Genomic DNA, 26,162 nt, shown 5'->3' with positions numbered 1-26,162 from the left:
GTGAAATGTCCCGTATCAGGCAGTTACGCGTTCAATGGCATCGATGAGCTTCGCAGGATCGAACGGCTTGACGATCCAGCCGGTCGCACCGGCCTGACGGGCGCGGTTCTTCTTCTCTGCGTCGCTTTCGGTCGTCAGAACGAGGATCGGTATGGCCCGGTACTTCTCGTTGCGACGCACACCCTCGATGAAGCCGAAACCGTCAAGACGGGGCATGTTGATATCGGTCACGATGACGTCGGGGTTGCTCTGCTCCAGCACTTCGAGACCCTCAATGCCGTCTTCGGCCTGAATTGTCTCGAAACCGGCATTGTTGAGCGTGACCAGGAGCATGTTCCTGATCGTTCTGGAATCATCCACAGTAAGAACTTTTTTCTTCACTTCTTGATCTCCTTCAGGAGCAAATGATCGATTTCGACGCCTATCAGTTTCATGGTCTTGTCGAATGCATCGGACACTCTGGCAAAACCGAACGGCTTGCCGTCCTCTTCCCAGGACTTCGCACCGGCCATCAGGACCTGGGCGCAAAGCGCACCGATACGTTCCACCTCGGACGCATCCACCGACAAAGGTGCTCCTCTCAGCGTCATCAGCTTGCCGTGCAGCGCCGATGCCTCGTTGAGATCCAGCACCGGTGACAGTCTCAGCGTCGCCTCAGCTGCTTTTCTGGCTGCCATTACATGACTCCTTGGCGTCTGAATTGTTGGTAATCCTGGCCGTAATCCGTGCGGTTATCCGCACGGGCCACAAATGATGTGTCCTGCCGAGCCGTAGCGGCGACAGCTGCCGCCTGTCCCTGACGGGCAATGCGGAATTCGCGAATGGTGCGGCCGAGTTCCAGAATGACAGTGTGAAGCGTATCGGCCTCCGAGGAGCCATTGCCCATATCGGCAAGGTTCCGGTCTGCCTGTCTTTGCTGTTCACCGATGTCGGCAGCGACTGATTGCAATTCGCCGGCGTGCTCTGCCGCGTGCCGGGAGACCTCGGTGATCATGTCGTTGATGCCGGATACCTGCCGGACAACACCGCCGATTGCGTCCTGCGTGCGGTTGACCATGTGCACGCCGCCTTCGACCTGCTTTTTCGTGGAGCCAACGAGGCTTTTGATCTCTCTTGCAGCGTCTGCGGAACGCTGGGCCAATGCCCGGACCTCCTGCGCGACAACGGCAAAACCGCGTCCGCTGTCACCGGCGCGTGCTGCCTCGATGCCGGCGTTGAGGGCGAGAAGGTTCGTCTGGAAAGCGATCTCGTCAATCGTGCCGATGATCCGTCCGATCTGCTCGGCGGATTGCTCGATATCCGACATGGCGTTTATCGCCTCGCCGATTGCCTTGCCGCTTTCGACCGCCGCCTCACGGGCATGGGAAACCGCCGTCTCCGCCGCCGAAATGCGGGCGCCGTTTTCGGCCACATCCCCGATCATCGTCTGGATCGCACGGGAGGTCTCGGCAAGGGCCGCGGCCTGCTGGCGGGAGCGCTCCGCCATTGAACGGCCAATGTCGGCAAACCGTGCGCTCAGCGCCTCGGCTTCGCCGATGCTGTTTTGCGCCGATGTCAGTGACGCGCCAATCGTCTCGAGTGCCGCATTGAAAGTGGCAGCAACGTCGCGGTAGGCGTCGGGCACGTCGCCGCCGATGCGGGCCTGCAAATCGCCTGCGGCAAATGCCGTCAACGCTTCGCCCAGCAACCTTGCAGCTTCAGAGCGGTCATTGTCACGCTGTTCTGCCAGTTCCCGGCCATGGCGCAGGCGCAATTCATTGAAGCGCAACGATACGGCAATCTCGGTATCGACCATCACCAGACGGACGACGTTCTTGACGGCTTCCGCCAGTTCGCGGCTCTTTTTGCGGTTGCCGGGCAGGATGGAGCGCGGCGCGTGCTCAGTCACCAGACCACCAAGAAGATTTTCCAAAACGACGGCATGGCTGGCGATCTGCCAGCGAGGATCGAGACCCATGCGACCGGCATTGTCGGAAAGCACTTTCACCCGTTCGGCATAAAGCCCATCGAAACGCGCATCGGTCAGCACGCTCCAGTGCGAGGATTGCAAATCGTGCAGGCGGTCGAGCTGGTTTTCGCTTTCGAAAGACGGCGAACAGTCCGGCATAGACTGGAAACGGTTCATCACATCGCGCAGGCCAGCCTTAACGTAAGGCTCCAGCATACTGCGATAATTGCGCAGGAAATCGGATTGCGTCTCGTCGAGGCCGGCAAAGCGCAACCGCCCCGCCAGGCTTGCGCCTGCCGATCTCCGCGCTTGTTCTGATGGCAAGTCCTGCCCCAACCGACGACCCCAATAATATGACGGCCGGTAAAACCCGGCCAAATGGCAAGGTTCAGAACGCCAGCACCCTTAAGGGGGATTTTTGAACGAACATACCCATCGCGGACGATGCGGCATCGACGCTTGCCTGACCTTCTTGAACCAAGAAACGAAATACCGGATCGGGCCCGGTACGGCAGTGCGGCGTCATGCCTGGAAGGGGAGATAACCCCATTCCGCCGTGGAAATACCATCAATCTTTATGGTTAATTCCTTGCTTGAAAGTTAAGAAACATCAGCACCGGCGTCAAACGGTAAAATTTGTAAAAGCTTTTAGCCGTTGTCGCCCCTACTTTGCCGCAAACGGGCAAAAACGAAAAGGAATCGGACGCGACGGGCGGTTTTTCCAGCCTGTGCGCTGGACAAGCGTGTCCGCCTTCCCCTAAAACAAATCAACGGGATATTCGCTCAGCGGTGATGCTTTAGAGAGACCTTTACGATCAAGGAGACGCCAACTTGTTACGGATGGAGAAATGCCGCTGTTCAAGGCGCCATCCGCAAGTGTTGATCGGTCTTGTGGTTGCGAGCCTGCTCGTCATCATCGGCTTTCAGGCGCCATCCGGCATCAAGGCAATCTCAAAGACCAGCCGTCTGGAACGATTGCAGACGGCTGACCTAAGCCACTCCCCCTCGCTTCGCGATAAGGACTGCACCACCGGCGACGATCACGGCTGCAAGGCTCACAACGGTGCTTCGGGGCTTCGCCCCGTCGGTTTTCCCTCGACCATCCTGCGGATCGTGGCTGACGCCAAACCGGCCGTCACGCCTGTTGCCATCGCGCCACAAACTTTCCGAGACTTTGCGAACGTGGTTCCAAGAGCACCTCCGCATATTATCTCTTAGTCATTCCGGCGGTCCTCATCATTCGGTTCCTTGCGAACCTTGAGGGATCGGAGTCGTCGGAAACCCGCCGTAGGCTCCAATTCCAGAGAGAAAACCGCCGCCGCATATGACACTTGCAACCGTTCTACCATTTATTATCGCATTGCCGTTCGTCGGCGCTCTCATAACGGCCTTCATGCCGCGCGAAGGCGCGGCCGCAAGCGCGGCCTACGTAGCTAGCGCCGTAGCCCTCTTCGGCCTGGTCGGCAGCATCCTTCTTTATCCAAATGTCAGTGGCGGTGGCGTGCTGAAATACGATGTGGAATGGCTGCCGCAGCTGGGGCTTAATTTTACCCTGCGGCTGGATGGCTTCGCCTGGATTTTCGCGATCCTCATTACCGGCATCGGCCTGCTCGTGGTTCTCTACGCCCGATATTACATGTCGGCCCAGGACCCTATTCCACGGTTTTTCGCCTTTCTGCTCGCCTTCATGGGCTCGATGCTCGGCATAGTGCTGTCCGGCAACGTCATTTTGCTGTCGATCTTCTGGGAAATGACCAGCATCTTCTCGTTCCTGCTGATCGGCTACTGGCACCAGAACGCCGGCGCGCGCGATGGCGCCCGCATGGCGCTGACTGTGACCGGCATCGGCGGCTTCAGCCTGCTAGCCGGGCTTCTGATCCTCGGCCACATGGCGGGAAGCTACGATCTGGACAAGATCATCGCGGCCGGTCCCGATATCCGCGCCCATTCCCTTTATCTGCCCGCACTTATTCTCATCCTTGGCGGCGCGCTGACGAAAAGCGCACAGTTTCCGTTTCATTTCTGGCTGCCCAATGCCATGGCGGCGCCCACGCCCGTTTCCGCCTATCTGCACTCGGCCACCATGGTGAAGGCCGGGGTTTTCCTGCTGGCGCGGTTCTGGCCGGTGCTGGCAGGCACGCCGGAATGGTTCTGGCTGGTGGGTGCTGCAGGCGTCATCACCCTGCTGCTCGGCGCCTATTTCGCCATGTTCCAGCAGGACCTGAAAGGCTTGCTCGCCTATTCCACCATCAGCCATCTGGGGCTCATCACCACGCTTTTGAGCCTCGGCAGCCCGCTTGCGGCGGTTGCGGCGATCTTCCACATGGTCAACCACGCCACCTTCAAGGCATCGCTGTTCATGGCGGCCGGCATCATCGACCATGAAACCGGCACGCGCGACATGCGGCGACTGAGCGGACTTTACACCTATATGCCGGCAACCGCGACGCTCGCCATGGCGGCGAGCGCTGCAATGGCCGGCGTACCCCTGTTCAACGGCTTCCTCTCCAAGGAAATGTTCTTTGCCGAGGCCGTCGAAACCCACGCAGACTCGCTGCTCGACCGGGCTTTGCCATACGTCGCGACGTTGTCAGGCGCCTTCGCCGTCGCCTACTCGCTACGCTTCATCCACACGGTCTTCTTCGGCCCCAAGCCGGTTGACCTGCCGAACCCCAATCCGCATGAGCCGCCGCGCTGGATGCGTTTCCCGATCGAGTTCCTGGTTTTCGCCTGCCTGATCGTCGGCATCGTTCCGAGCCTGTCGATCGGCCCGTTCCTGCATTCGGCCGTGCTTTCCGTTCTCGGTCCGCAAACGCCCGTCTACAGCCTGTCGATTTGGCACGGTTTCAACCTGCCGCTCATCATGAGTATTGCGGCACTCGGCGGCGGCGTTGCCATCTATGCCCTGCTCGGCGGCTATTTCTCCCGCTGCGACGACGGCCCGCCGATCTTCCGGCATCTTCGGGGACAGCGCATCTTCGAGCGCATTCTCGTCACCGTGTCCTGGAAGTGGGCGCGGTGGCTGGAAAGCACGCTCGGCACCCGGCGCCTGCAGCCGCAGCTGAGGCTTCTGATCCTCGTGGCGATTCTTGCCGGTTTCTCGCCGCTTTTCCTCTCGGAATTTTCATTATCGCTGCCGCGCGTGACGTCCTTCGATCCGATCTTTGCCATTCTGTGGCTGATCGGCATGATCGCCGCGCTGGGTGCCGCCTGGCAGGCGAAATATCATCGTCTCGCCGCACTCATCATGCTCGGCGTTTCCGGCCTTGTCACCTGCCTGACATTCGTCTGGCTTTCTGCACCCGATCTCGCGATCACCCAGTTGCTGGTCGAAATCGTCACCACCGTTCTGATCCTGCTCGGTCTCAGATGGCTGCCGAAACGCTTCGAGAAGGTGGACAGCAGCGATGAATTGCCGGCGCAGCTTCGCCGCGCCCGTGACTTCCTGCTGGCCGCAGCAAGCGGCATTGGCATGTCCGTCATCGCCTATGCGGTCATGACCCTGCCCGTGCCGAACGCCATCGCGACCTATTTCCTCGAGCGCGCTTATTCGGAAGGCGGCGGCACCAATGTCGTCAACGTCATCCTCGTCGATTTCCGCGGCTTCGACACGTTCGGCGAAATCGCGGTGCTGGCGATCGTGGCGCTAACGGTCTTTGCGCTGCTTCGCCGTTTCCGCCCTGCGCATGAAAGCATCGGGGTGCCGGAACAGCAGCAGATGCAAAACGCCTTCGATGCGGAGCGGCCCGACCGCAGCAAGGGCGATACGGTGCGCGACTATCTCTATGTACCGTCCATCGTCATGCAATGGATGTTCCCGGTTATCGTCACCTTTTCGATCTTCCTGTTCATACGCGGCCACGATCTGCCCGGCGGCGGCTTTGCGGCCGGCATCACCATGGCAATCGCGTTCCTGCTGCAATATCTCGCCGGCGGCGCGCGCTGGGCGGAGGATCGCATCCGCATCCTGCCGCTGCGCTGGATGGGCTTCGGCCTTCTGATGGCGGCGGCAACCGGCATGGGGTCCTGGTACTTCGGCTATCCGTTCCTGACCTCTTATTTCCAGTACACGGAGATACCCTATATCGGCAAAATGCCGACAGCATCCGCCTTGCTGTTCGACCTCGGCGTCTTCTCGCTGGTCGTCGGCTCCACCGTTCTTATTCTTATAGCACTGGCACACCAATCGTTGCGTAACTACCGCGTTCGCACGCCTGAAGCCGCAAAAGCGGAGGACGTGTAATGGAACTCATTCTTTCAATCGGCATCGGCATCATGACCGGCTCCGGCGTCTGGCTGATCCTGCGCCCGCGCACTTATCAGGTCATCGTCGGGCTTTCGCTGCTGTCCTATGCCGTCAACCTGTTCATCTTCGGCGTCGGCGGCATCAAGACCAATGCGCCGCCGGTGCTGGTGAACGGCGTCGACAGTTCCACGCTTGCCGACCCGGTGCCGCAGGCGCTGGTGTTGACGGCAATCGTCATCGGCTTTGCGACGACTGCGCTGTTCCTCGTCGTGCTTTTGGCCGCCCGGGGGCTTACCGGCACCGACCATGTGGACGGGAGGGAATCGAAATGATGTCGTTCCCCTTCCACATCGTCATCGCGCCCATTCTGGTGCCGCTGATCACCGCAGCCCTCCTGTTGTTCTTCGACGAGCGCCAGCGCGTGGCGAAGGCCGCCATCAGCCTTGCCTCGACCGTGATATTGCTTGTTGTCGCCATCCTGCTGTTTCGCGAGGTGAACTCGACGGTCAATACCGAGATCGCGGCGGTGGTTTCGAGCGGGGTCTATCTGCTCGGCAACTGGCCAGCGCCCTTCGGCATCGTGCTCGTTGCCGATCGCCTCTCCGGGCTGATGGTGCTTTTGACGGCACTGCTTGCCATTCCCTCGCTGATCTATTCGCTGGCGAAATGGCATAAGGCAGGCGCGCATTTCCATTCGCTGTTCCAGATGATGCTGATGGGCGTCAACGGTGCTTTCCTGACCGGTGACCTCTTCAACCTCTTCGTTTTCTTCGAGGTTATGCTCGCGGCATCCTATGGTTTGCTGTTGCATGGCTCCGGTCAGCAGCGCGTCAAGGCCGGGCTGCATTACATCGCCATCAACCTCGTCGCCGCATTGTTCTTCCTGATCGGCGTCAGCCTCATCTATGGCGTCACCGGCACGCTGAACATGGGTGACCTTGCCCACCGCATCGACGGCCTCAACCCGGACCAGCGCATGCTGCTTGAAACCGGCGCTGCGGTTCTCGGCATCGCGTTCCTGGTCAAGGCTGGCATGTGGCCGCTGAATTTCTGGCTGCCTTCCGCCTATGGCTCGGCTTCAGCACCTGTCGGCGGGCTGTTTGCTATCATGAGCAAGGTCGGCATCTATGTCATTGCCCGCCTGTCCTTCCTGCTTTTCGGGCAGACGGCCGGGGAATCGGCCGGTTTTGGCCATGATGCCCTGCTTGTCGGCGGCATCGCCACCATCATCTTCGGCGCAATCGGCGTACTCGCCTCGCAGGCGCTTGGGCGGCTGGCCGGGTTTTCGGTTCTGGTGTCCTCGGGAACGCTTCTCGCGGCCATGGGCACCGGCAATCCCACGGTTGCAGCCGGCGCGCTCTATTATCTCGTCAGTTCCACACTGACCATCAGCGCTTTCTTCATGCTGATCGAACTGGTGGAACGCGGGCAGGATGCCGGCGCGAACGTTCTTGCCGTAACCATGGAAGCCTATGGCGAGGGCGAAGAGGAGGAAGAGGAAGAAGAAGTCGGCGTAACCATGCCCGGCACCATGGCGGTGCTCGGGGCGTGTTTTGCAGCCTGCGGCATTCTCCTCGCCGGTCTGCCGCCGCTCTCGGGCTTCATCGCCAAATTCTCCATGCTGACCGCCATTCTCAACCCTTCAGGGCTGGGTGCCAATGACAGCGTCTCCACCCTTTCCTGGTGGCTGGTCTTCCTGATTGTCTTTGCAGGTTTCGCCTCGCTGATCTCGATGACCCGCGCGGGCATCCGCACCTTCTGGGCCTCCCTCGAAGGCACAGTACCGCGTGTTCTCGTCATCGAAATAGCGCCCATCATGCTGCTGCTGGGACTGACACTCGCCATGACCGTGCAGGCGGGGCCGGTGATGCGCTACATGCAGGAGACGGCGCGTATTCTCGATCTGCCGGCCAGCTACATTCAGGGCGTCATTTCCGCCCCAAGAGCGGGAACCAATCCGGAGGCGCAGCCATGATAAGCCGTGTCCTGCCCTACCCGCTGCTGACGGTTTCGCTGATCATCTTCTGGATGACGATCAACAGCTTTTCAGCCGGACATCTGCTGCTAGGCACCGGTGTGGCCCTCATCGCCTCCTGGGCTATGGCGTCGCTCCGGCCGGCAAAACCGCGCATCCGCAACTGGCACAAGCTCGTCAAGCTGATCGCGATCGTGCTTTACGACATCGTCCTGTCCAATATTTCCGTCGTGAAGATTATTCTGTTCCAGCGAGAGAGAGATCGCAAATCCGGTTTCCTCGCGGTGCCGCTCGATATTCGCGATCCGATGGGATTGGCCGTTCTGGCGACAATCCTCACCTCGACACCGGGAAGCGCCTGGCTCGAATATAATTCCAGCCAGGGCACGCTTCTGCTTCATGTTCTCGACGATGAGGATGAGGCGGCCTGGATAAGCCTCATCAAGAACCGATATGAAAAACTGTTGATGGAGATATTCGAATGAGTTCGATTATCCTTTTCTGGTCCTTTTCGCTCGCGCAGCTGATGCTCGCCATTGCCATGACGATTTCCGTTTACCGCATCGCCATCGGCCCACGCGCCCAGGACCGGGTGCTCGGCGTCGACACGCTCTATGTCAACGCCATGCTGCTTCTCTTGACCTTCGGCCTGCGCACCGGCAACGACATCTATTTCGAGGCCTCGCTGCTCATCGCGATCCTTGGCTTCGTCTCCACCGTTGCCCTGTCCAAATTCATGATGCGTGGCGAGGTGATTGAATGAACAATGCCGCAGAATTTCCGCTCTGGGCCGCCATTCTGGTGGCGTTCTTCGTCCTTCTGGGCGCCTCGCTGACGCTGATCGGCACCATCGGCTTTGCCAAGCTCAACAGCTTCTACGAGCGCCTGCACGCACCGACGCTCGGCACCAGCTGGGGCACCGGCGGCATCGTCATGGCCTCCATCATCTATTTCTCCGTCTCCGGCGACCGCTTCGCCTTCCACGAGATCTTCATCGGCATCTTCGTGACGGTGACGACACCGGTTTCCCTGATGCTGCTCGGCCGCGCCGCGCTTTATCGGGACCGGGCGGAGCAGAATACGGATAACCGGGAGCATCTGTAGCACCGCGGACTAAGATAAGTTTTGCGTGAATTACCTTCCTGAAGGTCAAGGAAACTCTCCTGCGACGGGTCTTATCCGATGATCCACTTGCGGGCGGCTTTCCGATTGTTGGACAAGTAGGCAGACGTAACGCATCGAGTTACATCGTCCGCGCTAAAAAACTGATGACAACGGAAGCAATCTGATCTCGCCAGCGCGGGGGAGGCAACACGCATCCAATTCAGGAAAAAATGAAATTAAGAAGAATGGTGCCCGGAGGCGGATTTGAACCACCGACACGCGGATTTTCAATCCGCTGCTCTACCAACTGAGCTATCCGGGCACTTCAGGTCCATGAAGAACCTCCGCTTTTGGCGGGCGGGGCTGTTTGGTGCCCCGAAAGTGAGCGGGGTTATAACATCTTGTTCGGACATGGCAAGCGCCATAGCGAAGTTTTTTGACAGTTTTTTCACGGCGCCTGTGGATGGCTGGAATACTTGCGCTGTGAAGGCCTTATCGTGGCTGGAAACGCGCTATCGGCAATCCGCCAGACCTGATCGACATCAGTCAGGTGGCGGGTTCAGGCGCGGCTGATCCGGGCGAGCGGCGGTTGGGCGGCTTGGGGCAATTATGCCCCTTCCCTGCGCCGTGCGGCAAGTCCAAGCGCAAAAGGCACCACAGCCACCAGAGCCGCCATGACGGGTGAGGACGCGAAGATGCGGCTGGCAAGCGAGGTAACGGCAACGGAGCGCACAACCATCATCAGGCGCGAATTCTCGTGGTCTTTCTCGTGCCTGATATCTGTGGGTTTGTGGCGGGTTGGATGGGACGCCGATTCCAGCTTTTTCACATCGCGGCGCAGCTTTTCCAACTGTTTGCGGAGTTCGTCCAGTTCCGCGCGTATCGACTGGTCCACCGTAGCGGAAGCACGCGCCTCTCGGACAGCGGGCTTTTCTGCCTCTTTCTCCGCAGCTTCTTCATCAAGTTCAGCCAAGTGGTCGTCAAGGTCCGATGGTTTGTCGAAACCATGGGATCGCAGCGATGTCTTCATTGCAGTCTCCTGAAGTGTCCTGAATTGCGGCACCGGGCGCGCATCGCCCGTTCACGCCTTCTCAACGCCCCAGCCGGGCAAAGGATGCACATAAAGCGACGGTATCGGCACGATAGGCCGATAAAAAAACAGGCCCCGAAGGGCCTGTTCATTTGTATGTCTTGAAGGCTTATGCCGCTTTCGCGGTGCTGCCATAGGGATCGAAGCGACCGTAGAAGGTCTCGCCCTTGGCCGCCATGTCCTTCAGAAGCGGCGTCGGCTTGAAGCGTGGGCCATAGGTCTCGCTCAGCTTCTCGGCCAGCGCCACGAAGGTCTTCACGCCCATGCCGTCGATATAGGAGAGGGCGCCGCCGGTGTAGGGCGCAAAGCCGAAACCGAGGATGGAGCCGACATCGGCCTCACGCGAATCGGTGACAATGCCCTCCTCCACGGTGCGGGCGGCTTCCAGCGCCACGGTGACCAGAAAGCGCTGTTTCAGCACTTCCATATCCACATCCTCCGGCTTCTGCTGAGGATAGAGATCCTTCAGGCCGGGCCAGAGGGACTTCTTGGCAGGCTTTGGCGGGTAGTCGTAAAAGCCCTTGGCGTTCTTGCGGCCAAAACGGCCCTCGCCTTCCACCAGCTTCTTCACCAGTTCCATATGGCGCGGATCGACAGCCTTTTCACCGAGATCGGCGACGGTTGCTTTCAGGATCTTGTAGGAAAGATCGATTGCCACCTCGTCGTTCAGCGCCAGCGGGCCGACCGGCATGCCGGCGAATTTCGCGGCATTCTCGATCATGGCGGGCGGCACACCCTCGATCAGCATGTCGTAGCTTTCCGCCATGTAACGCAGCACGCAGCGATTGACGAAGAAGCCGCGCGTGTCGTTGACGACAATCGGCGTCTTCCTGATCTTGGCCACATAATCCAGCGCGACGGCCAGCGCCTTATCGCCCGTTTCCTTGCCGAGGATGACTTCCGTCAGCATCATCTTCTCGACCGGCGAGAAGAAGTGGATGCCGATGAAATCCACCGGGCGCTTGGAGTTCTTCGCAAGCCCGGTGATCGGCAAGGTGGAGGTGTTGGAGGCGAAAATTGCGCCTTGCGGCAACACGGCTTCCACGGCCTCGATGACGGCCTTCTTCACGTCGCGGTCTTCGAAGACGGCCTCGATGACGAGATCGGCGTCGGAGAGCGCCGCGTAATCCGCTGTCGGGGTAACGAGGTCGAGCAAGGCCTTGCCTTCATCCTGCGTCAGCCTGCCCTTGCCGATGGCGGCCTTGACGCTTTCCTCGCAATGGCCCTTGCCCTTGTCGGCGGCTTCCTGATCGCGGTCCACCAGCGTGACGGGGATACCGGCTGCGGCAGTGACATAAGCAACGGCGGCGCCCATGAAGCCCGCGCCGACGACGCCGACCTTTCTGAACTCCGTCTTCGGCTGACCGGCCGGGCGGCGCGCGCCCTTGCCCAGTTCCTGCATGGAAACGAACAGCGAGCGGATCATGCCGAAGGCTTCCTTCGAACGAAGGATTTCGGTGAAATAACGCTGCTCCACCTTCAACGCCGTATCGAACGGCAATTGCAGACCCTCATAGACGCATTTCAGGATAGCAAGTGCGGCCGGATAGTTGCCGGCGCTTTCACGGCGCAGGATCGCCGGAGCGGCCGGCCAGAGCTGGGCAGCGGCCGGCGTCCAGATGCCGCCGCCGGGGGCCTTGAAGCCTTTTTCATCCCAAGGGGCAACCGGCTTCAGGCCGTCCTTGATCATTTGCTTGGCAGCGGAAATGAGCTGATCCGGCTCCACCACCTGATGAACCAGCCCCATGGCCTTGGCGCGCGCACCGGTCAGCGACTGACCGGTGGTCATCATCTGCAAGGCAGATTGCGCATCGGTCAGGCGCGGCACGCGCTGGGTGCCGCCGGCACCAGGGAAAATGCCGACCTTGACTTCAGGAAGGGCTATCTTGAGGCTCTTGGCATTCGACGCGACGCGACCGTGGCAGGCAAGCGACAGCTCGAAAGCGCCGCCCATGCAGGTGCCGTTGATGGCTGAGACCCAGGGCTTACCGTTGGTCTCCAGCTTGCGGAACAAGCCGGTCATGCGGCCGACCAGTTCGAACAGCTTGGCGGCTGCCTGATCCGGGTCCTTCGCCTTCTCGTCATTGTAGAAGGAGAACATCGACTTGATCATCGAAAGATCGGCACCGCCTGAAAACGTGCTCTTGCCGGAGGTGAAGACAACACCCTTGACTGCGCTATCGGCGACAGTCGCGTCAACGATGGCGTTCAGCTCATCCATCACTTCCGACGTGAAGACGTTCATGGACTTTTCCGGCATGTCCCAGGTGACAAGGGCAATGCCGTCTGCGTCCGTCTCGATGGTGAAATTGGTATAAGTGCTCATTTTGGGATTCCTCTTCCCTGAATTTCCCTGAGGTTATGACAGGCCGATGGCGAGGCCGAGAGAACCGACCACGAGAACGAGAAACACAATCAAACCCCAACGTTCGGCTCGGAGGCGGCGGACATGTGCAGAAGAAACGGGGCTGACGAACGCCCTATGATCCTGCGCCATGTCCTTTTCCAGATTGTGCCTAGCCAGTTGCTGTTCGATCTCGTTCTTGGGTCGCTCGTAAACCTCGCGCCTCATGACCAGCCTCTCAAACCCGCTCGATAACGGTCGCTGTGCCCATGCCCGCGCCGATGCAGAGCGTGACGAGCGCGGTGTTCAGATCGCGCCGCTCCAACTCGTCAAGCACCGTGCCGAGGATCATCGCTCCTGTCGCACCCAGCGGATGGCCCATGGCGATTGCGCCGCCATTGACGTTCATCCTGTCGTGGCTGATGTCGAAGGCCTGCATGTAACGCAGCACGACGGCGGCGAAGGCCTCGTTGAGTTCGAAAAGATCGATATCGGCAAGCGACATCCCGGTCTTTTTCAGAAGCTTCTCGGTCACATCCACCGGGCCGGTCAGCATTAGCGCCGGATCGGAACCGATATTGGCGAAAGCCCTGATGCGGGCACGCGGTTTCATGCCCATAGCCTCGCCGCCCGCCTTGGAACCAACCAGAACGGCGGCCGCGCCATCGACGATACCGGACGAATTGCCCGCATGGTGCACGTAGTTAATACGCTCCACTTCCGGGTGCGCCATGATGCCAACGGCTTCGAAGCCGCCCATTTCACCCGGCATTTGGAAAGAGGGGTTGAGTGAGGCAAGCGCCTGCATGTCCGTACCGGGGCGCATATGTTCGTCGCGGTCGAGGATCGTCAGGCCGTTGCGGTCCTTCACGGGGATAACGGACTTGCTGAAATAACCCTTTTCCCAGGCATGTGCAGCGCGCTTCTGGCTTTCGACAGCATAGGCGTCGACATCGTCCCTGGAGAAACCGTATTTCGTGGCGATGAGATCTGCCGACACGCCCTGCGGCATGAAGAAGGCGGGGAAGTTGACCGAAGGGTCCATGTACCAGGCGCCACCAGACATGCCCATGCCAACGCGCGACATGCTTTCCACGCCGCCGGCAATGACGATATCGTCGGAGCCTGCCTTGACCTTGCCGGCCGCGAAGTTGATGGCATCGAGACCTGAAGCGCAGAAGCGCGAGATCTGCATTCCCGGTGCCTTGTTGGAATAACCGGCCTCGAAGGCGGCGGCTTTCGGGATAACTGCACCGGCATCCATGACGGGATCGACACAGCCCATGATGATGTCATCGACAGCAGACGTATCGAGCCCGTTGCGGTCGCGGATGGCTTCCAGCGTCTTGGCGGCAAGGCGAACGGAGGGCACCTCATGCAGGCTGCCATCCTTCTTGCCGCGTCCGCGCGGGGTGCGGACATGGTCATAAATGTAAACGTCGGTCATTAACTCTCTCCCTCGGCGCGTGACACGCCCTGTCAGAATGCTTCCGCAGCCAGTTCCATCATGGTGTCCGCGCCGGTTTCGATGCGGGCCTTGCGTAGCGCCGTTTCCGGCATGATGCGCTCCATATAAAACTTCGCCGTGACAAGCTTGGTCTTGAGGAAATCCTCGTCCGAAGTGCTACCTGCCGCAAGGGCTTCGCTCGCCGCCTTCGCCATGCGGGCCTGCATGTAACCCAGCACCACGATACCGAAGAGGTGCATGTAGTCGGTCGAACCGGCACCGGCATTGTCTGGCTTGGCCATGGCGTTCTGCATGAACCACATGGTTGCGGCCTGTAGATCGTTCAAGCCCTTCTTCAGGCCCTTTGTGTAAAGGCTGAGCTTTTCGTCGGCGCGGTTTTCCTCGCAGAAATCGCCGATTTCCTTGAACAGCGCCATGACGGCACGGCCGCCATTCATGCCGAGCTTGCGGCCGACCAGATCGAGCGCCTGAATGCCGTTCGCACCCTCATAGATCATGGTGATGCGGGCATCGCGGACATATTGGCTCATGCCATGTTCCTCGATATAGCCGTGACCGCCGAAGACCTGCTGCGCCATCACGGCATGGTCGAAGCCCTTGTCGGTCAGCACGCCTTTGAGGATCGGCGTGACGAGACCGAGCAGGTCATCTGCCGTCTGACGCTCTTTCTCATCGGTCGACCGATGGGCGATATCGGATTGCAGCGCGGTCCACAGAAGGAAGGCGCGACCAGCCTCGTTATGGGCCTTGATAGTCATCAGCGTACGGCGGATATCCGGGTGCACGATGATCGGATCGGCCTTTTTATCGGGGAATTTCGCACCGGAAAGTGAACGGCCCTGAATGCGCTCGCGGGCATATTCGACCGCATTCTGATAGGCGATCTCACCCACGGACAGGCCCTGAAGGCCGACGCCGAGGCGGGCTTCGTTCATCATCACGAACATGGCAGAGAGACCCTTGTTCTCCGCACCCAAGAGATACCCCGTCGCATCGTCATAGTTCATGACGCAGGTGGCGTTGCCGTGGATGCCCATCTTGTGTTCGATCGCGCCGCAGGTGACGCCGTTGCGCTCGCCGAGCGAACCGTCCTCCTTCACGAGGAATTTCGGCACGATGAACAGCGAAATACCCTTGGTGCCTTCCGGCGCGCCCTCGATGCGGGCAATCACCAGATGGACGATATTGTCAGTCATGGAATGTTCGCCGGCCGAAATGAAGATCTTCTGGCCGGAAATCTTGTAGCTGCCGTCGCCCTGCGGAACTGCTTTTGTGCGCAGCAGGCCGAGATCGGTGCCGCAATGGGGTTCCGTCAGGTTCATGGTGCCGGACCATGTTCCCTCGACCATCTTCGGCAGATAGGTTTCTTTCTGCTCCTGCGTGCCATGGACGAGGACGGCAGCGATGGCGCCCTGCGTCAGGCCGGGATACATCATCAGCGACAGGTTGGCGGACGACATATACTCGCCAATCGCCGCATGCAGCGTATAGGGCAGGCCCTGTCCGCCGAATTCCGGCGGTACGGCGAGGCCGATCCAGCCGCCTTCACAATAGGCGTCGTAAGCCTCCTTGAAACCATCAGGAACGGAAACCGAACCATCATCTGCACGCTTGCAGCCCTGTTGATCGCCAGACAGGTTCAGCGGGAAAAGCCGCTCCTCGGCAAGTTTCGCCGCCTCGCCGGTAATAGCCTCGATCATGTCAGGGGTTGCATCCTCGAAGCCGGGCAGGTTGTTATACCGCTCGAGGCCAAGAACGTCGTTCAGAATAAAAAGCGTGTCTTTAACTGGGGCCTTGTAAACAGGCATTACCGATGTTCCTCCGCATCGTGAAAGCCGGAGCCGATCCGGCCGATATGGGATGACAATATTTGACGTGCGCGTAAACGTCAAATAAATTCCGGTCGAATGTCATGGCCCTTTTTCCGCGCAATGCTTGGCCAGCCCCACGCGAAAGCGTTACGCGCCGCAAAAGTTAAAAAATTCCAACCATAGTTAACCACTTCTTTACCACGTTTCGTGAATTCTCCGACACGAGGTAACTGCTTCGTCAATCGAAGCATTTTCCTCCATGGGGGCAAATACCGGCTCTAGAATTGCTGCATGTTGTGCGACGGCATTATCAGGCGGGTAGCCGTTGCAACAAACACCGGGCACGCCGGACGGAAGCGAAGCGAGCGAGAAGATGAACGGATTGCGATCGAAAAACCAAAGCCCGAGCGACAGGTCGTCTCTTGATGCTCTCAATCGCACCATTGAAGGCCTTGAAGCCCGCATCGAAGGGCTGATGAGCCAGAAATTTCCGCGCGACCCCCGCGCCACGACAGCCGAGCCGAAAAACGAGGCCCATGCCGCGCCGCGCGAGCCACGCGCCACCGTCACCCCGCCGCAACTCGACCCGGTCAACGAAATCCGCCAGCGCCAGCGCCTGCTTGAGGCAAGCTTCCAGCGCCCGCAGGAGCCCGTAGCGCGCCCGGAACGAACCATTACCAGACCGCTTGCGCCTGAATACCGGCCGAACGACGTGCAGAACGCGGCGGCCAACCCCGCACCGCGCGCGCGCTCCATCCCGCCCTATCAGGAGCAGCAGCGAAACGACGCGGCCTTGCAGGAGATCGCGCAGGCGCTCGTCAACCTGCGGCATGAGCTGAAGCACGATATCTCGGAGGGCGTGGCGCGCGAAGCGCAAGGGCTGCGAGCCGAAATCCGCAATATTCGCGCGATCGCGGAAGACCAGCAGTTCATCGGCGACCTGCGCGACGATATTGCAAGGCTTGCCGGCAGCATCGACCAGCTCGGCAATCTGGCCTCTCCCGATGCCTACGGGCTGCGCAATGAATTCGATGACCTGCGCCTCACCATCGATCAGCTTGCGCGTGAAGACAGCGTACATCGGATAGAAAGCCGCTGGAACACCGTGGAAGACACGTTGCGCGGCTTCGACACGGCCTCGCTGCAGGATGAAATCGTCTCGCTCGCCTATCGTCTCGACGACATCAAGACCCAGCTCGGCGGCATGAGCAACAATCCCGCCGTGCGCGTGCTTGAGGAAAAGCTGATCACCATCGCAAGCGCGGTGGAGCAGCTCGGCAAGCATATGCAGCCGAACGAGGCTGCCTTTACCGAACAGTTTTCCGGTCTGGACCAGCGACTGGATGAAATCAGCCGCGCCATTGCCGCTACTGGCGCCCGCTCCAACAATGCACAGGCCACCGACAACGCACTGGCACAGCGGCTGGAAACCCGCCTGAACGGCCTTGCCGAACAGCTCGGCGATATCAATCGTATTGCCGCCGCAAAGCCCGATCCTGCTGTGGATCTCACCGCCCGTCTTGAAACGCTGGCCGCCAAGATCGACGAATTGAGCACGGCGCGCGACGCGGCACAGCTGCACGAGCGACTGGACCAGCTTTCCCTGCTTCTGGAGCGTTCGCAGCGCCCCTCACAGCAGGCGGAACTGACATCGTTCCTCAGCGACATTTCCCGCAAGATCGACGCGCTGGATCACGGCACCGTCAATGACGGCCTGGCGGAACGGCTCGACACGCTTTCCCGGCGCATCGAAGACCTTGACTATCGCTACAGCCAGCCGCAGCCCGTTGCTGGTTTCAACGAAGGCACTTTTTCGCGCCTGGAAGAACGGCTTGGCGATATCGCGGCCCGTCTGGACGAGACCGCCCATGCCGCACCCGCCGACAGCGGCGCTTTGCTCAGCCTCGAAAATCAGATCGCCCATCTCTCCTCGCTAATCAGCCAGCCGGGTCATCACCAGCCGGCGGGCATGTCGCCGGAACTCGATGCCCGCATGTCGGCGATCGAGGACTACATGGCGTCCAACGATGAATATATCATCGAAGCGGCTCGACAGGCGGCCGAGGCCGTTCTGGACGCCTTTACGCGCAACAATGTCTCCTCCGGCGCAAACCTCGCCGATATGACGATGCTGACCGATCTTGCCACCGATCTTCGCAGCCTCGAGGCGCTGAGCCGCAACACGGAAGAACGCACGCACCGCACCTTCGAGGCGCTGCACGAAACGCTGGTGCAGATTGCCGGTCGACTGGACAGCCTTGATAATCGCGCTCCCGCTCCCGCCTATCGCGAAGAGGCAGCGCCACGCAACGTCGCGCAGCATATGATTACGCCCGCCCGCGAAGACGTGGCCATGCCGGCCGCCATCTTCCCGCAAGAGGGCTACATCGCCGAAGAACAGCTTATTCTCGAAGACACGCGCGATGCCGGCGAAAACGGCGCGGATGCGATGGCAATCGTGCCGCCCGCCGCTGCAAAACCCGCAAAAGCAGAGAAAAAGAGCCTGCTTGCCGGCCTGACCAAGCGTTTCAAAACCGGCACGGCGAAGACCGCCAAATCGGCAGAAGAACCCGTATCGGCAACCACCACCCGCACGCAGGTGGAACCCGCCCCTTCGCTCGATCCGATCGACGTGCTGCCCGCGGGCCAGGAGAACGAACTTCTGGAGCCCGGCTCTGGCGCACCTGATATCAAGAAAATACTGGAACGGGTGCGCGCCAGCCAGGTCGCTTCCAGCGGCAAGGCGGCGGACGCAGAAGGCCGCACGGATTTCATCGCCGCCGCCCGTCGCGCAGCGCAGGCTGCCGCCATGGAAACCTCACCGGAGAAGCTTGAGACCGGCAAGAAAAATCGCAAGCCAGACGCTTCGGCGCTTTCACGTTATCGTCGCCCGCTGCTGCTCGGCATCGGCGCCATTCTTCTTGCGATGATGGCCATGCCGCTCGTCAAGACGATGATGGGCGGCGCGGAAGCCCCGGCACCGGTCATCGAAGAGAAGATGGGCGATGCCCCGGTCTCCGCACTTCCCGAGACCGGCGACAAGGCCGTGACCATTCCGTCCGAACTGGCTATCGATCCGCAAGAGGCAGCATCCGCCGACAGCATCGAAAACGCAGCACCATCGGAAAACACCATCGATCCGCGTACCATTGGCGGCGCGCCGCTTGCCAATGAACCGCCTGTTGCCGATGCGCCCGCTGTGGATGCGGCGACATCAGGCACTGTCGCACAGAGTGAGCCGCAGGCACCGGTGCAGGCCGCTACCACAACTGCCGCCGCCCAGGGCGCGATTGTAGTTCCCGCCGGTATCGAGCCAGCATCGCTGGCGGAAGCCGCAGCGAAGGGCGACACGCAGGCGCTGTACGAGATCGCAGCACGCTACACCGAGGGTCGCGGCCTTGCCGCCGATCGCGCGGAGGCCGCCAAATGGTACAAGCTGGCTGCGGATCGCGGCCTTGCTCCCGCACAATATCGTCTCGCCAACCTTTACGAGAAGGCGAATGGCGTCGAGCGCAACCTTTCCGAGGCGAAGCGCTATTACACGCTGGCAGCCGAACAGGGCAATGCAGGCGCCATGCACAATCTCGCCGTCCTGCTCGCCTCCGATGCGGCCGGCCAGCCGGATTTCACCACCGCCGCGCAATGGTTCATCAAGGCTTCCGAACTCGGTGTCCGCGACAGCCAGTTCAACCTTGCCATTCTCTACGCGCGCGGAAGCGGCGTGAAGCAGGATATCGAGGAATCCTACAAGTGGTTCTCCATTGCGGCCAAGGATGGCGACACGGACGCTGCCCAGAAGCGTGACGAGGTTGCGGGAGCGATGAACCCGCAGCAGCTTCAGAGTGCACGTGCGAAAGCCGACGCGTGGAAGGTCAAGCCGCTTTCGGAAGACGCCAACAGTGTCAACCCGCCCGAGGAATGGGCTGGCAAGGACGGCGTGAAGACTGCCTCCGTGGACATGGAAAAGGCTATCCGCAACATTCAGGCAATCCTGAACAAGAACGGTTTCGATGCCGGCCAGCCCGACGGCAAGCTTGGCAAGAACACGGTTACCGCCATCAAGGATTTCCAGAAATCCGTTGGCCAGACACCCGACGGGCGCATCACCAACGAGCTGGTGACAGCGCTGCTCGCCCGCAACAAATAACCGTTTCGCAACGGATGAGGCGGCCTTCCCGGCCGCTTCCCTACAGTTTGGCGCCGGAATGTGGCGCTGCTCCCACGCCTGATCGCTATCTTTCCAAATTATCAACGTATTTACCGTTGAATGTTGACACGTCGGACCCTCGCGGGCATGACGGATGAAGGCTGGGCATGCCCGGTCTTTTCAGACAGAAAATGTAAATCGCGGCGCGGCCCCACACCCGGACAAGCCCTGCCGCCCGGAACCATTTGCCCGAGGTCCGAGCCGTGACTGTCTATCTGCCGATTGCAGAACTGTCGGTGAACATTTTCATCATTCTCGGCATGGGCGCGGCCGTCGGTTTTCTTTCCGGCATGTTCGGTGTGGGGGGCGGTTTTCTCATCACCCCATTGTTGATTTTTTACAATATTCCGCCCGTAGTGGCTGTGGCGACGGGCGCAAACCAGGTGGTGGCCTCTTCCGTCTCCGGCTCGATCACGCACTTCCGGCGCGGAACGCTGGATGTGAAGCTTGGGAGCGTCCTGCTGGTCGGCGGTCTTGTAGGCGCGACGGTGGGCGTGTGGATATTTTCCTTCCTGCGCAGCATCGGCCAGCTCGATCTCATCGTTTCGCTGCTTTATGTCATCCTGCTCGGCACTGTCGGCACCTTGATGCTGAAGGAGAGCATTTCCGCCCTGCGCCGTGCTGCCCGTAATGAGACGGTGACACTGCGCCGCCCCGGCCATCACAACTGGGTTCACCGCCTGCCGCTGAAAATGCGGTTCAAGAAGTCGAAGATCTATCTCAGCATCATTCCCGTCGTCACGCTGGGTTTCGGTATCGGCATCCTGACCTCGATCATGGGTGTCGGCGGCGGCTTCATCATGGTGCCGGCCATGATCTATCTTCTGCGTATTCCGACCAACGTCGTTGTCGGGACTTCGCTGTTCCAGATCATTTTCGTCACCGCCTATACGACCATCGTTCAGGCCGCGACGAACTATTCCGTCGATGTGGTGCTGGCCTTCATCCTGATGGTCGCGGGCGTCATCGGCGCGCAATATGGCGTGCGCGTCGGGCAGAAACTGCGCGGCGAACAGCTGCGCGCGCTTTTGGCGCTTCTGGTGCTTGCAGTCGCCCTTCGCCTTGCCGTGGCACTGGTTGTTCGCCCCGAAGACCTGTTTTCGGTCGCCGTCGGAGGGTTAGGTTATTGACCCACCGCCTGCTGCTTTGCGCCTTTCTGCTTATCGGTTCCTGTCTTGCCTTTAACGCTTCGGCGCAGACACCGCCGCTTGCCCTGCCTCCCGGCACACAGCAGCGGTCCTTGCAGGAAAATATCGAAATCGGCGCATCGACGACGGAGATTCCGATCACCTCCGATTTTCGCGGGGCGGATTTCACGCTTTTCGGCGCTCTCAACAATACCGACCAGTTGCTGCTCGCTATCGGCCAATATGATATCGTCGTCACCCTCGAAGGCCCTAGCGACTACATGACGGTGCGCAAGAAGGAGCGCGTGGCCGGTATCTGGATCAATACCAGCGCCATCACCTTCACGCCGCTGCCGGAATCCTATTCCATGGCCAGCACGCGCGATATCAGCGCCGTCGCTTCGCCTGGAACCTTGCGGGCAATGGGGCTGGGTGTCGAACATCTGTCGCTCAAAAGTGCGGTGTTTTCCGGCGTGCCCGACAATGTCTTCGATTTTCAGGAGGCCTATCGGCGCCTGCGGCTTTCAAGCGGCATCTATCGCAACGACACGACCGGCGTGCGGCTTGAACGCACCGGCCTGTTCTGGGCAACCCTGCGCCTGCCCGCCAACGTCCCGAACGGCGTGCATACGGCCCGTGCCTATCTCTTCAAGAGCGGCAATTTCATCGCCCAGCGCGAGCTGAAACTGCGCGTCGTCAAGACCGGCATGGAACAGGCAATCACCGATGCCGCGCATCAGACACCGCTTGCCTATGGCGCGCTGTGCGTTCTCCTCGCCGTCGTCACGGGCTGGAGTGCCAGTATTATTTTCCGCAAGGACTGAGTGTTTTTCATTCCCGTAAAAGAGCGCGTCTTTCGCCCTCGGCGTAAAAGATAGCGTTCGCTTCCTTCAATGGTTTGCGGTAAAATTCAAGACGTTACAACCACGTACGCAGCTTATGGCGGCAAGTGCGGTTGTGACCGGGATGAAAAAGGAGAAATGTCATGTTCAAGCACATTCTCATTCCCACCGATGGCTCGCCGCTGGCGCAGATCGCAATCGACCAAGGGTTCGCTCTCGCCAGAGAGGCAGGCGCAAAGGTGACCGTCGTAACGGTGTCCGAACCCTTTCACGTGATTGCCAGCGATGTCGAGGACATTGCCGCCATTGCCGAAGAGGAATTCCACCGTTGCGAGGAGGCGGAGCATTTTCTGAGAGATACGCAGGCGCACGCCGCATCGATGGGGCTGGATTGCGAAGCCCTGCTGGCGCGGGCGGGACGGCCGGATGAGGCGATTGTCGAAATCGCCAACAGGACCGGCTGCGACCTCATCGCCATGGCTTCGCACCGGCGCAGAAGCTTCGTCGAGATGCTTGTCGGCAGCGTTACGGCCAAGGTGCTGAAAAACTCGAAGATACCGGTGCTGGTATACCGCCAATAGACGGGCGGAGCGATGCGCTCAGCCGAGCAGATTTGAAAACCGTACCGAATAGATGCGGTCCCGCCCCATCAGATGCGCGACGAGTGCAGCGTGGTCAAAGAGACCGCGCATGGCCTTGTGCCGCAAATCCAGTCCGCCGCTCATCACCCCGAAGGCCGGCATCAACAGGCGGGAACCATCGGTGGCGAAACAGGGACGCCGCACCGTTTTTTCGCGACGGCGAACAGTGGCGGAGGGATGCAGATGGCCTGCGATTTCACCCGCAGCATCTCCTACCTTAGGCTCGTGGCGGAAAACGAGATTGCCATAAAACATCTCATCTACCGAAGAACCCGGCAGATCGACCGTGCCATCCGGATCGTGGTTGCCGTTGATCCATATCCAGTCACGGCCACGGGCCATCTCGCGGATCAGTTCGCGCAGCATAAGCGGCAGATGCTCGGACCCGACCCGATCGTGGAAATTGTCGCCGAGGCTGACGACGATCTTCGGATCGTAACGGCTGACAAGGGAAGACAGGATTTTGAGGGTAGCGATCGTGTCGTAAGGCGGCAGCATGCGCCCGCGCCGGGCAAAGGCCGCACCTTTTTCCAGATGCAGGTCCGAGACAACCAGCAGCGACTGATCGGGCAGGTAAAGCCCACCCAACGGGTCACACCAGGCGGCGACGCCGTTGATGGCAGTTTCGCTGCCAAGGCATTCGAAGCCATTGGAAAACCTGTCGCTCAATGTCAGTCGGCTTAGCACTTTTGTGGTCGTTCCTTCATTCCAGTTTGATGCTTCAGGACATGGCTTCGGCGATAAGCTCGTCTGCGGCCTCGGCCAGCACCTGATCCATCGCCTCGCCCGCCACCGTCTCGCGGCCGATTTCCAGCATGACGGGAACGGCAAGCGGCGAGACGTGCTCCAGTGCACGATGGGTGGTGTGACCCTTGATTCGCTTCAGCATATCGCCAAGACGGCCAATGTCCAAAAGTCCCGCCGCCGCATCACGTCTGGTTGCCTCCAGCAGAATATGATCCGGCTCATGGCTGCGAAGAACGTCATAAATAAGATCGGCGGAGACCGTGACCTGACGGCCCGTCTTTTCCTTGCCGGGATGGCGGCGTTCGATGAGGCCGGAAATGACGGCACAGTTGCGGAAGGTCCGCTTCAGCATGAAGGATTCGTCCAGCCACGCCTCCAGATCGTCGCCCAGCATGTCCTCGTCGAGAAGTTCCGCCAACGACAGGCGGCGGGATTTCAGCCGCCTGCCAATATCCTCCATGGCCCAGATGGCGAGCGAATAATCGGTGGCAACGAAGCCCATGGGCTTTGCGCCTGCCCGTTCCAGCCGCCGTGTCAGAAGCATGCCGAGGGTCTGGTGAGCCAGCCGCCCTTCAAAAGGATACATGACCATGAAGAAGCGTTTGCGGAAGGGAAATGTCTCGACCAGCAGCTCGTCGCGCTTGGGAATGATCGATTTTTCCTTCTGGATTGCCAGCCAGTCGCGCACCTGATCCGGCAGCGACTGCCAGCGGGCGGGATCGGACAGCATGGAGCGCACCTGGTCCGCAAGGTAGGTGGAAAGCGGAAACTTGCCGCCGGCATAGGAGGGTATCTTCGGGTCCATCGAAAAGGCCTGCGACACCAGGCATTCATTCTCCCGGATGCCTTCGAAGCGCAGAACCTTGCCGGCAAACAGGAAGGTATCGCCCTGCACCAGCTGCTCGAGGAAATATTCCTCGACCTTGCCGAGCGACATGCCGCCGCGTCCGACCGAGCCCTTGGCATTGCGCTTGACCATGCGGACATTGAGTTCCGCAGCCTCGACGATGGTGCCGAGGTTGAGGCGATATTGCTGCGCGACCGCCGGATTGGAGACACGCCAGCGGCTGTCCTTCATCTGGCGGATGCGGGCGTAACGTTCATAGGTGCGCAGTGCGTATCCACCGGTAGCGGTAAAATCCACGACGCGGTCGAAGGTAGAACGCGGTAGATTGGCATAGGGTGAAGCGCTGGTCACTTCACGATAGAGATCATCCGCATCGAAAGGTTCGGCGCAGGCCATACCGAGCACATGCTGGGCAAGAACATCCAGTGCGCCTTCGGCAATGGGGGGCGTATCCTGCGCGCCGATATAGTTCGCATCGAGTGCGGCCCGGCACTCCATCACCTCGAAACGGTTGGCGGGAACGAGGATTGCCTTTGATGGCTCATCCATGCGGTGATTGGCGCGGCCGATGCGCTGGGCAAGGCGGCTCGCCCCCTTTGGCGCGCCGACATGCACGACGAGATCGACATCGCCCCAGTCTATCCCGAGATCGAGCGTGGAGGTGGCGACGACGGCGCGCAATTTGCTTTCAGCCATCGCGGCCTCCACCCGGCGGCGCTGTCCGGCATCCAGCGAACCGTGATGCAAGGCGATCGGAAGATTATCGTCGTTTACAGTCCAGAGTTCCTGAAAAATCCGTTCCGCCTGCGAACGGGTGTTAACGAAGATGAGCGTCGTCTGGTGCGCCTTCAGAGCAGGATACAAATCCTTCATGGCGTAGCGCGCGGAATGGCCGGACCATGGAATACGCTCCTCCGTCTGCAGAATGGCGATGTTTGGCTTGGCTCCGCCTTCCACTGTTATAAGACCTGCGGGCGGTTCTCCCTGCCCCTGCGGTGCCAGGTAACGGCGCAAATCCATCGGCTCCGCCACCGTGGCGGAAAGGCCAATGAAGCGGACATGCGGCGCGTGCCTGCGCACCCGCGCGAGCGCGAGCGACAGCAGATGGCCACGCTTGGAGGTGACGAGCGAGTGCAGCTCATCCAGCACCACATATTTCAGGTCGCGGAAAAAGCGCTCGGCTTCCTTGTTGGCAAGCAGCAGCGACACCTGTTCCGGCGTCGTCAGGAGAATATCGGGCGGTTTGACCTTCTGGCGCTGGCGTTTTGCCTGCGGCGTATCGCCGGTGCGGGTTTCGATTAAGATCGGCAGGCCCATTTCCGTGACAGGCTTGGTGAGATTGCGTTCGATATCCACCGCAAGTGCCTTGAGCGGCGAGATGTAAAGCGTGTGCACGCCGACAAAGGCGGAGCCCGGCGGCACCTTGCCGCATTCAGCAAGATCGGTGAGCGACGCCATGAAGCCGCCCAGCGTTTTGCCGGCACCCGTCGGTGCAATCAGCAGCATGTTTTCGCCGCCACGCGCCCGAGCCATCAGCTCCAATTGATGCGCGCGCGGGGACCACCCTTTTTCGGCAAACCATTTCTGGAATGAAGGGGGCAAGATGCCGACATGCGTGCCGGAATTGGGAGACTCAGCGTGTTTCACGCCTTCAAGGTAGTGAGAAACCTTGAAAAAAGAAGAGCGGAACAGAGCCGCTTGACAGGAATGCATAATCATGGATAAATAATATCCATGATACTAAAGCAAACCAAACGTGAGCAAA

Annotated in this window: 21 protein-coding genes and 1 tRNA gene; 11 read left to right on the top strand and 11 right to left on the bottom strand. The window is 60.1% G+C overall.

Annotated features, from left to right (window positions below; genetic code table 11):
• Positions 1-15: 15 nt before the first annotated feature.
• The 3 genes from cheY1 to RBH71_RS15005 are packed head-to-tail and all read right to left on the bottom strand — an operon-like array spanning position 16 to position 2,272.
• Entirely contained in the window at positions 16-381 is a 366-nt protein-coding gene (gene cheY1, locus RBH71_RS15015; RefSeq protein WP_003493773.1) for a chemotaxis response regulator CheY1, read from the bottom strand.
• On the bottom strand, positions 378-677 hold the full coding sequence (locus RBH71_RS15010) for an STAS domain-containing protein (protein WP_003514997.1): 300 nt from the start codon (positions 675-677) through the stop codon (positions 378-380). Before RBH71_RS15010 ends, cheY1 begins: the two co-directional genes overlap by 4 nt.
• The gene (locus RBH71_RS15005; RefSeq protein WP_244420493.1) at positions 677-2,272 is read right to left on the bottom strand and encodes a methyl-accepting chemotaxis protein; all 1,596 of its coding nucleotides are present in this window, start codon (positions 2,270-2,272) and stop codon (positions 677-679) included. The genes RBH71_RS15010 and RBH71_RS15005 overlap by 1 nt, the downstream gene beginning before the upstream one ends.
• Positions 2,273-2,788: 516 nt before the next feature.
• Between RBH71_RS15005 and RBH71_RS15000 the strand changes: the two genes are divergently transcribed.
• The 7 genes from RBH71_RS15000 to mnhG all read left to right on the top strand — a co-directional run bounded on the left by RBH71_RS15000 (position 2,789) and on the right by mnhG (position 9,273).
• Positions 2,789-3,166 (top strand): hypothetical protein, encoded by a 378-nt coding sequence (locus RBH71_RS15000; protein WP_003514995.1) that lies wholly within the window; start codon positions 2,789-2,791, stop codon positions 3,164-3,166.
• A gap of 106 nt (positions 3,167-3,272) precedes the next feature.
• Positions 3,273-6,191 carry a monovalent cation/H+ antiporter subunit A gene (locus tag RBH71_RS14995; protein ID WP_003514994.1) on the top strand — a complete coding sequence of 973 codons (2,919 nt, stop codon included), beginning with the start codon at positions 3,273-3,275 and terminating at the stop codon, positions 6,189-6,191.
• Complete coding sequence (locus RBH71_RS14990; RefSeq protein ID WP_003514993.1) at positions 6,191-6,526, top strand: Na+/H+ antiporter subunit C; 336 nt, start codon at positions 6,191-6,193, stop codon at positions 6,524-6,526. Before RBH71_RS14995 ends, RBH71_RS14990 begins: the two co-directional genes overlap by 1 nt.
• Complete coding sequence (locus RBH71_RS14985; protein WP_003514992.1) at positions 6,523-8,169, top strand: monovalent cation/H+ antiporter subunit D; 1,647 nt, start codon at positions 6,523-6,525, stop codon at positions 8,167-8,169. Before RBH71_RS14990 ends, RBH71_RS14985 begins: the two co-directional genes overlap by 4 nt.
• Positions 8,166-8,654 carry a Na+/H+ antiporter subunit E gene (locus RBH71_RS14980; protein WP_003514990.1) on the top strand — a complete coding sequence of 163 codons (489 nt, stop codon included), beginning with the start codon at positions 8,166-8,168 and terminating at the stop codon, positions 8,652-8,654. Before RBH71_RS14985 ends, RBH71_RS14980 begins: the two co-directional genes overlap by 4 nt.
• Positions 8,651-8,932, top strand: a complete 282-nt coding sequence (locus RBH71_RS14975) for a K+/H+ antiporter subunit F (protein ID WP_003514989.1) — start codon at positions 8,651-8,653, stop codon at positions 8,930-8,932. The genes RBH71_RS14980 and RBH71_RS14975 overlap by 4 nt, the downstream gene beginning before the upstream one ends.
• Positions 8,929-9,273, top strand: a complete 345-nt coding sequence (gene mnhG, locus RBH71_RS14970; protein WP_003514988.1) for a monovalent cation/H(+) antiporter subunit G — start codon at positions 8,929-8,931, stop codon at positions 9,271-9,273. Before RBH71_RS14975 ends, mnhG begins: the two co-directional genes overlap by 4 nt.
• Positions 9,274-9,519: 246 nt before the next feature.
• Here mnhG and RBH71_RS14965 read toward each other — a convergent pair.
• The 6 genes from RBH71_RS14965 to RBH71_RS14940 all read right to left on the bottom strand — a co-directional run bounded on the left by RBH71_RS14965 (position 9,520) and on the right by RBH71_RS14940 (position 15,983).
• A tRNA-Phe gene (locus RBH71_RS14965) sits at positions 9,520-9,595 on the bottom strand.
• A gap of 285 nt (positions 9,596-9,880) precedes the next feature.
• Positions 9,881-10,303: a hypothetical protein gene (locus RBH71_RS14960; RefSeq protein WP_013635445.1), complete on the bottom strand. Its 423-nt coding sequence runs from the start codon at positions 10,301-10,303 to the stop codon at positions 9,881-9,883.
• A 169-nt stretch (positions 10,304-10,472) separates the two neighbouring features.
• Positions 10,473-12,689 (bottom strand): 3-hydroxyacyl-CoA dehydrogenase NAD-binding domain-containing protein, encoded by a 2,217-nt coding sequence (locus tag RBH71_RS14955; protein WP_323687404.1) that lies wholly within the window; start codon positions 12,687-12,689, stop codon positions 10,473-10,475.
• Positions 12,690-12,722: 33 nt separating this feature from the next.
• Complete coding sequence (locus tag RBH71_RS14950; protein ID WP_003514982.1) at positions 12,723-12,935, bottom strand: hypothetical protein; 213 nt, start codon at positions 12,933-12,935, stop codon at positions 12,723-12,725.
• Between the two features lie 10 nt (positions 12,936-12,945).
• The gene (locus RBH71_RS14945) at positions 12,946-14,154 is read right to left on the bottom strand and encodes an acetyl-CoA C-acetyltransferase (RefSeq protein ID WP_003514969.1); all 1,209 of its coding nucleotides are present in this window, start codon (positions 14,152-14,154) and stop codon (positions 12,946-12,948) included.
• Positions 14,155-14,186: 32 nt separating this feature from the next.
• Positions 14,187-15,983: an acyl-CoA dehydrogenase C-terminal domain-containing protein gene (locus RBH71_RS14940; protein WP_003514967.1), complete on the bottom strand. Its 1,797-nt coding sequence runs from the start codon at positions 15,981-15,983 to the stop codon at positions 14,187-14,189.
• A 376-nt stretch (positions 15,984-16,359) separates the two neighbouring features.
• On the opposite strand from RBH71_RS14940, the gene podJ reads away from it, so the two are divergent.
• The 4 genes from podJ (at position 16,360) to RBH71_RS14920 (ending at position 22,743) form a co-directional block, all read left to right on the top strand.
• Positions 16,360-20,133, top strand: a complete 3,774-nt coding sequence (podJ, locus tag RBH71_RS14935) for a cell division protein PodJ (RefSeq protein ID WP_003514965.1) — start codon at positions 16,360-16,362, stop codon at positions 20,131-20,133.
• Positions 20,134-20,396: 263 nt separating this feature from the next.
• Complete coding sequence (locus tag RBH71_RS14930) at positions 20,397-21,323, top strand: sulfite exporter TauE/SafE family protein (RefSeq protein ID WP_003514964.1); 927 nt, start codon at positions 20,397-20,399, stop codon at positions 21,321-21,323.
• On the top strand, positions 21,320-22,144 hold the full coding sequence (locus tag RBH71_RS14925) for a TIGR02186 family protein (RefSeq protein ID WP_003514962.1): 825 nt from the start codon (positions 21,320-21,322) through the stop codon (positions 22,142-22,144). Before RBH71_RS14930 ends, RBH71_RS14925 begins: the two co-directional genes overlap by 4 nt.
• Before the next feature lie 161 nt (positions 22,145-22,305).
• Positions 22,306-22,743: a universal stress protein gene (locus RBH71_RS14920; protein WP_003514961.1), complete on the top strand. Its 438-nt coding sequence runs from the start codon at positions 22,306-22,308 to the stop codon at positions 22,741-22,743.
• An 18-nt stretch (positions 22,744-22,761) separates the two neighbouring features.
• On the opposite strand, the gene pdeM is transcribed toward RBH71_RS14920, so the two are convergent.
• Positions 22,762-23,490, bottom strand: a complete 729-nt coding sequence (pdeM, locus tag RBH71_RS14915) for a ligase-associated DNA damage response endonuclease PdeM (RefSeq protein ID WP_003514959.1) — start codon at positions 23,488-23,490, stop codon at positions 22,762-22,764.
• Positions 23,491-23,524: 34 nt separating this feature from the next.
• Positions 23,525-26,116: a ligase-associated DNA damage response DEXH box helicase gene (locus RBH71_RS14910; protein ID WP_323687403.1), complete on the bottom strand. Its 2,592-nt coding sequence runs from the start codon at positions 26,114-26,116 to the stop codon at positions 23,525-23,527.
• Between the last annotated feature and the right edge of the window lie 46 nt (positions 26,117-26,162).

This window comes from Rhizobium sp. AN68 (assembly GCF_030758035.1).
GTDB classification, from domain to species: domain Bacteria; phylum Pseudomonadota; class Alphaproteobacteria; order Rhizobiales; family Rhizobiaceae; genus Agrobacterium; species Agrobacterium tumefaciens.
The sequence above is the reverse complement of the archived record's forward strand: the minus strand, read 5'-3'. Positions and strand labels throughout refer to the sequence as shown.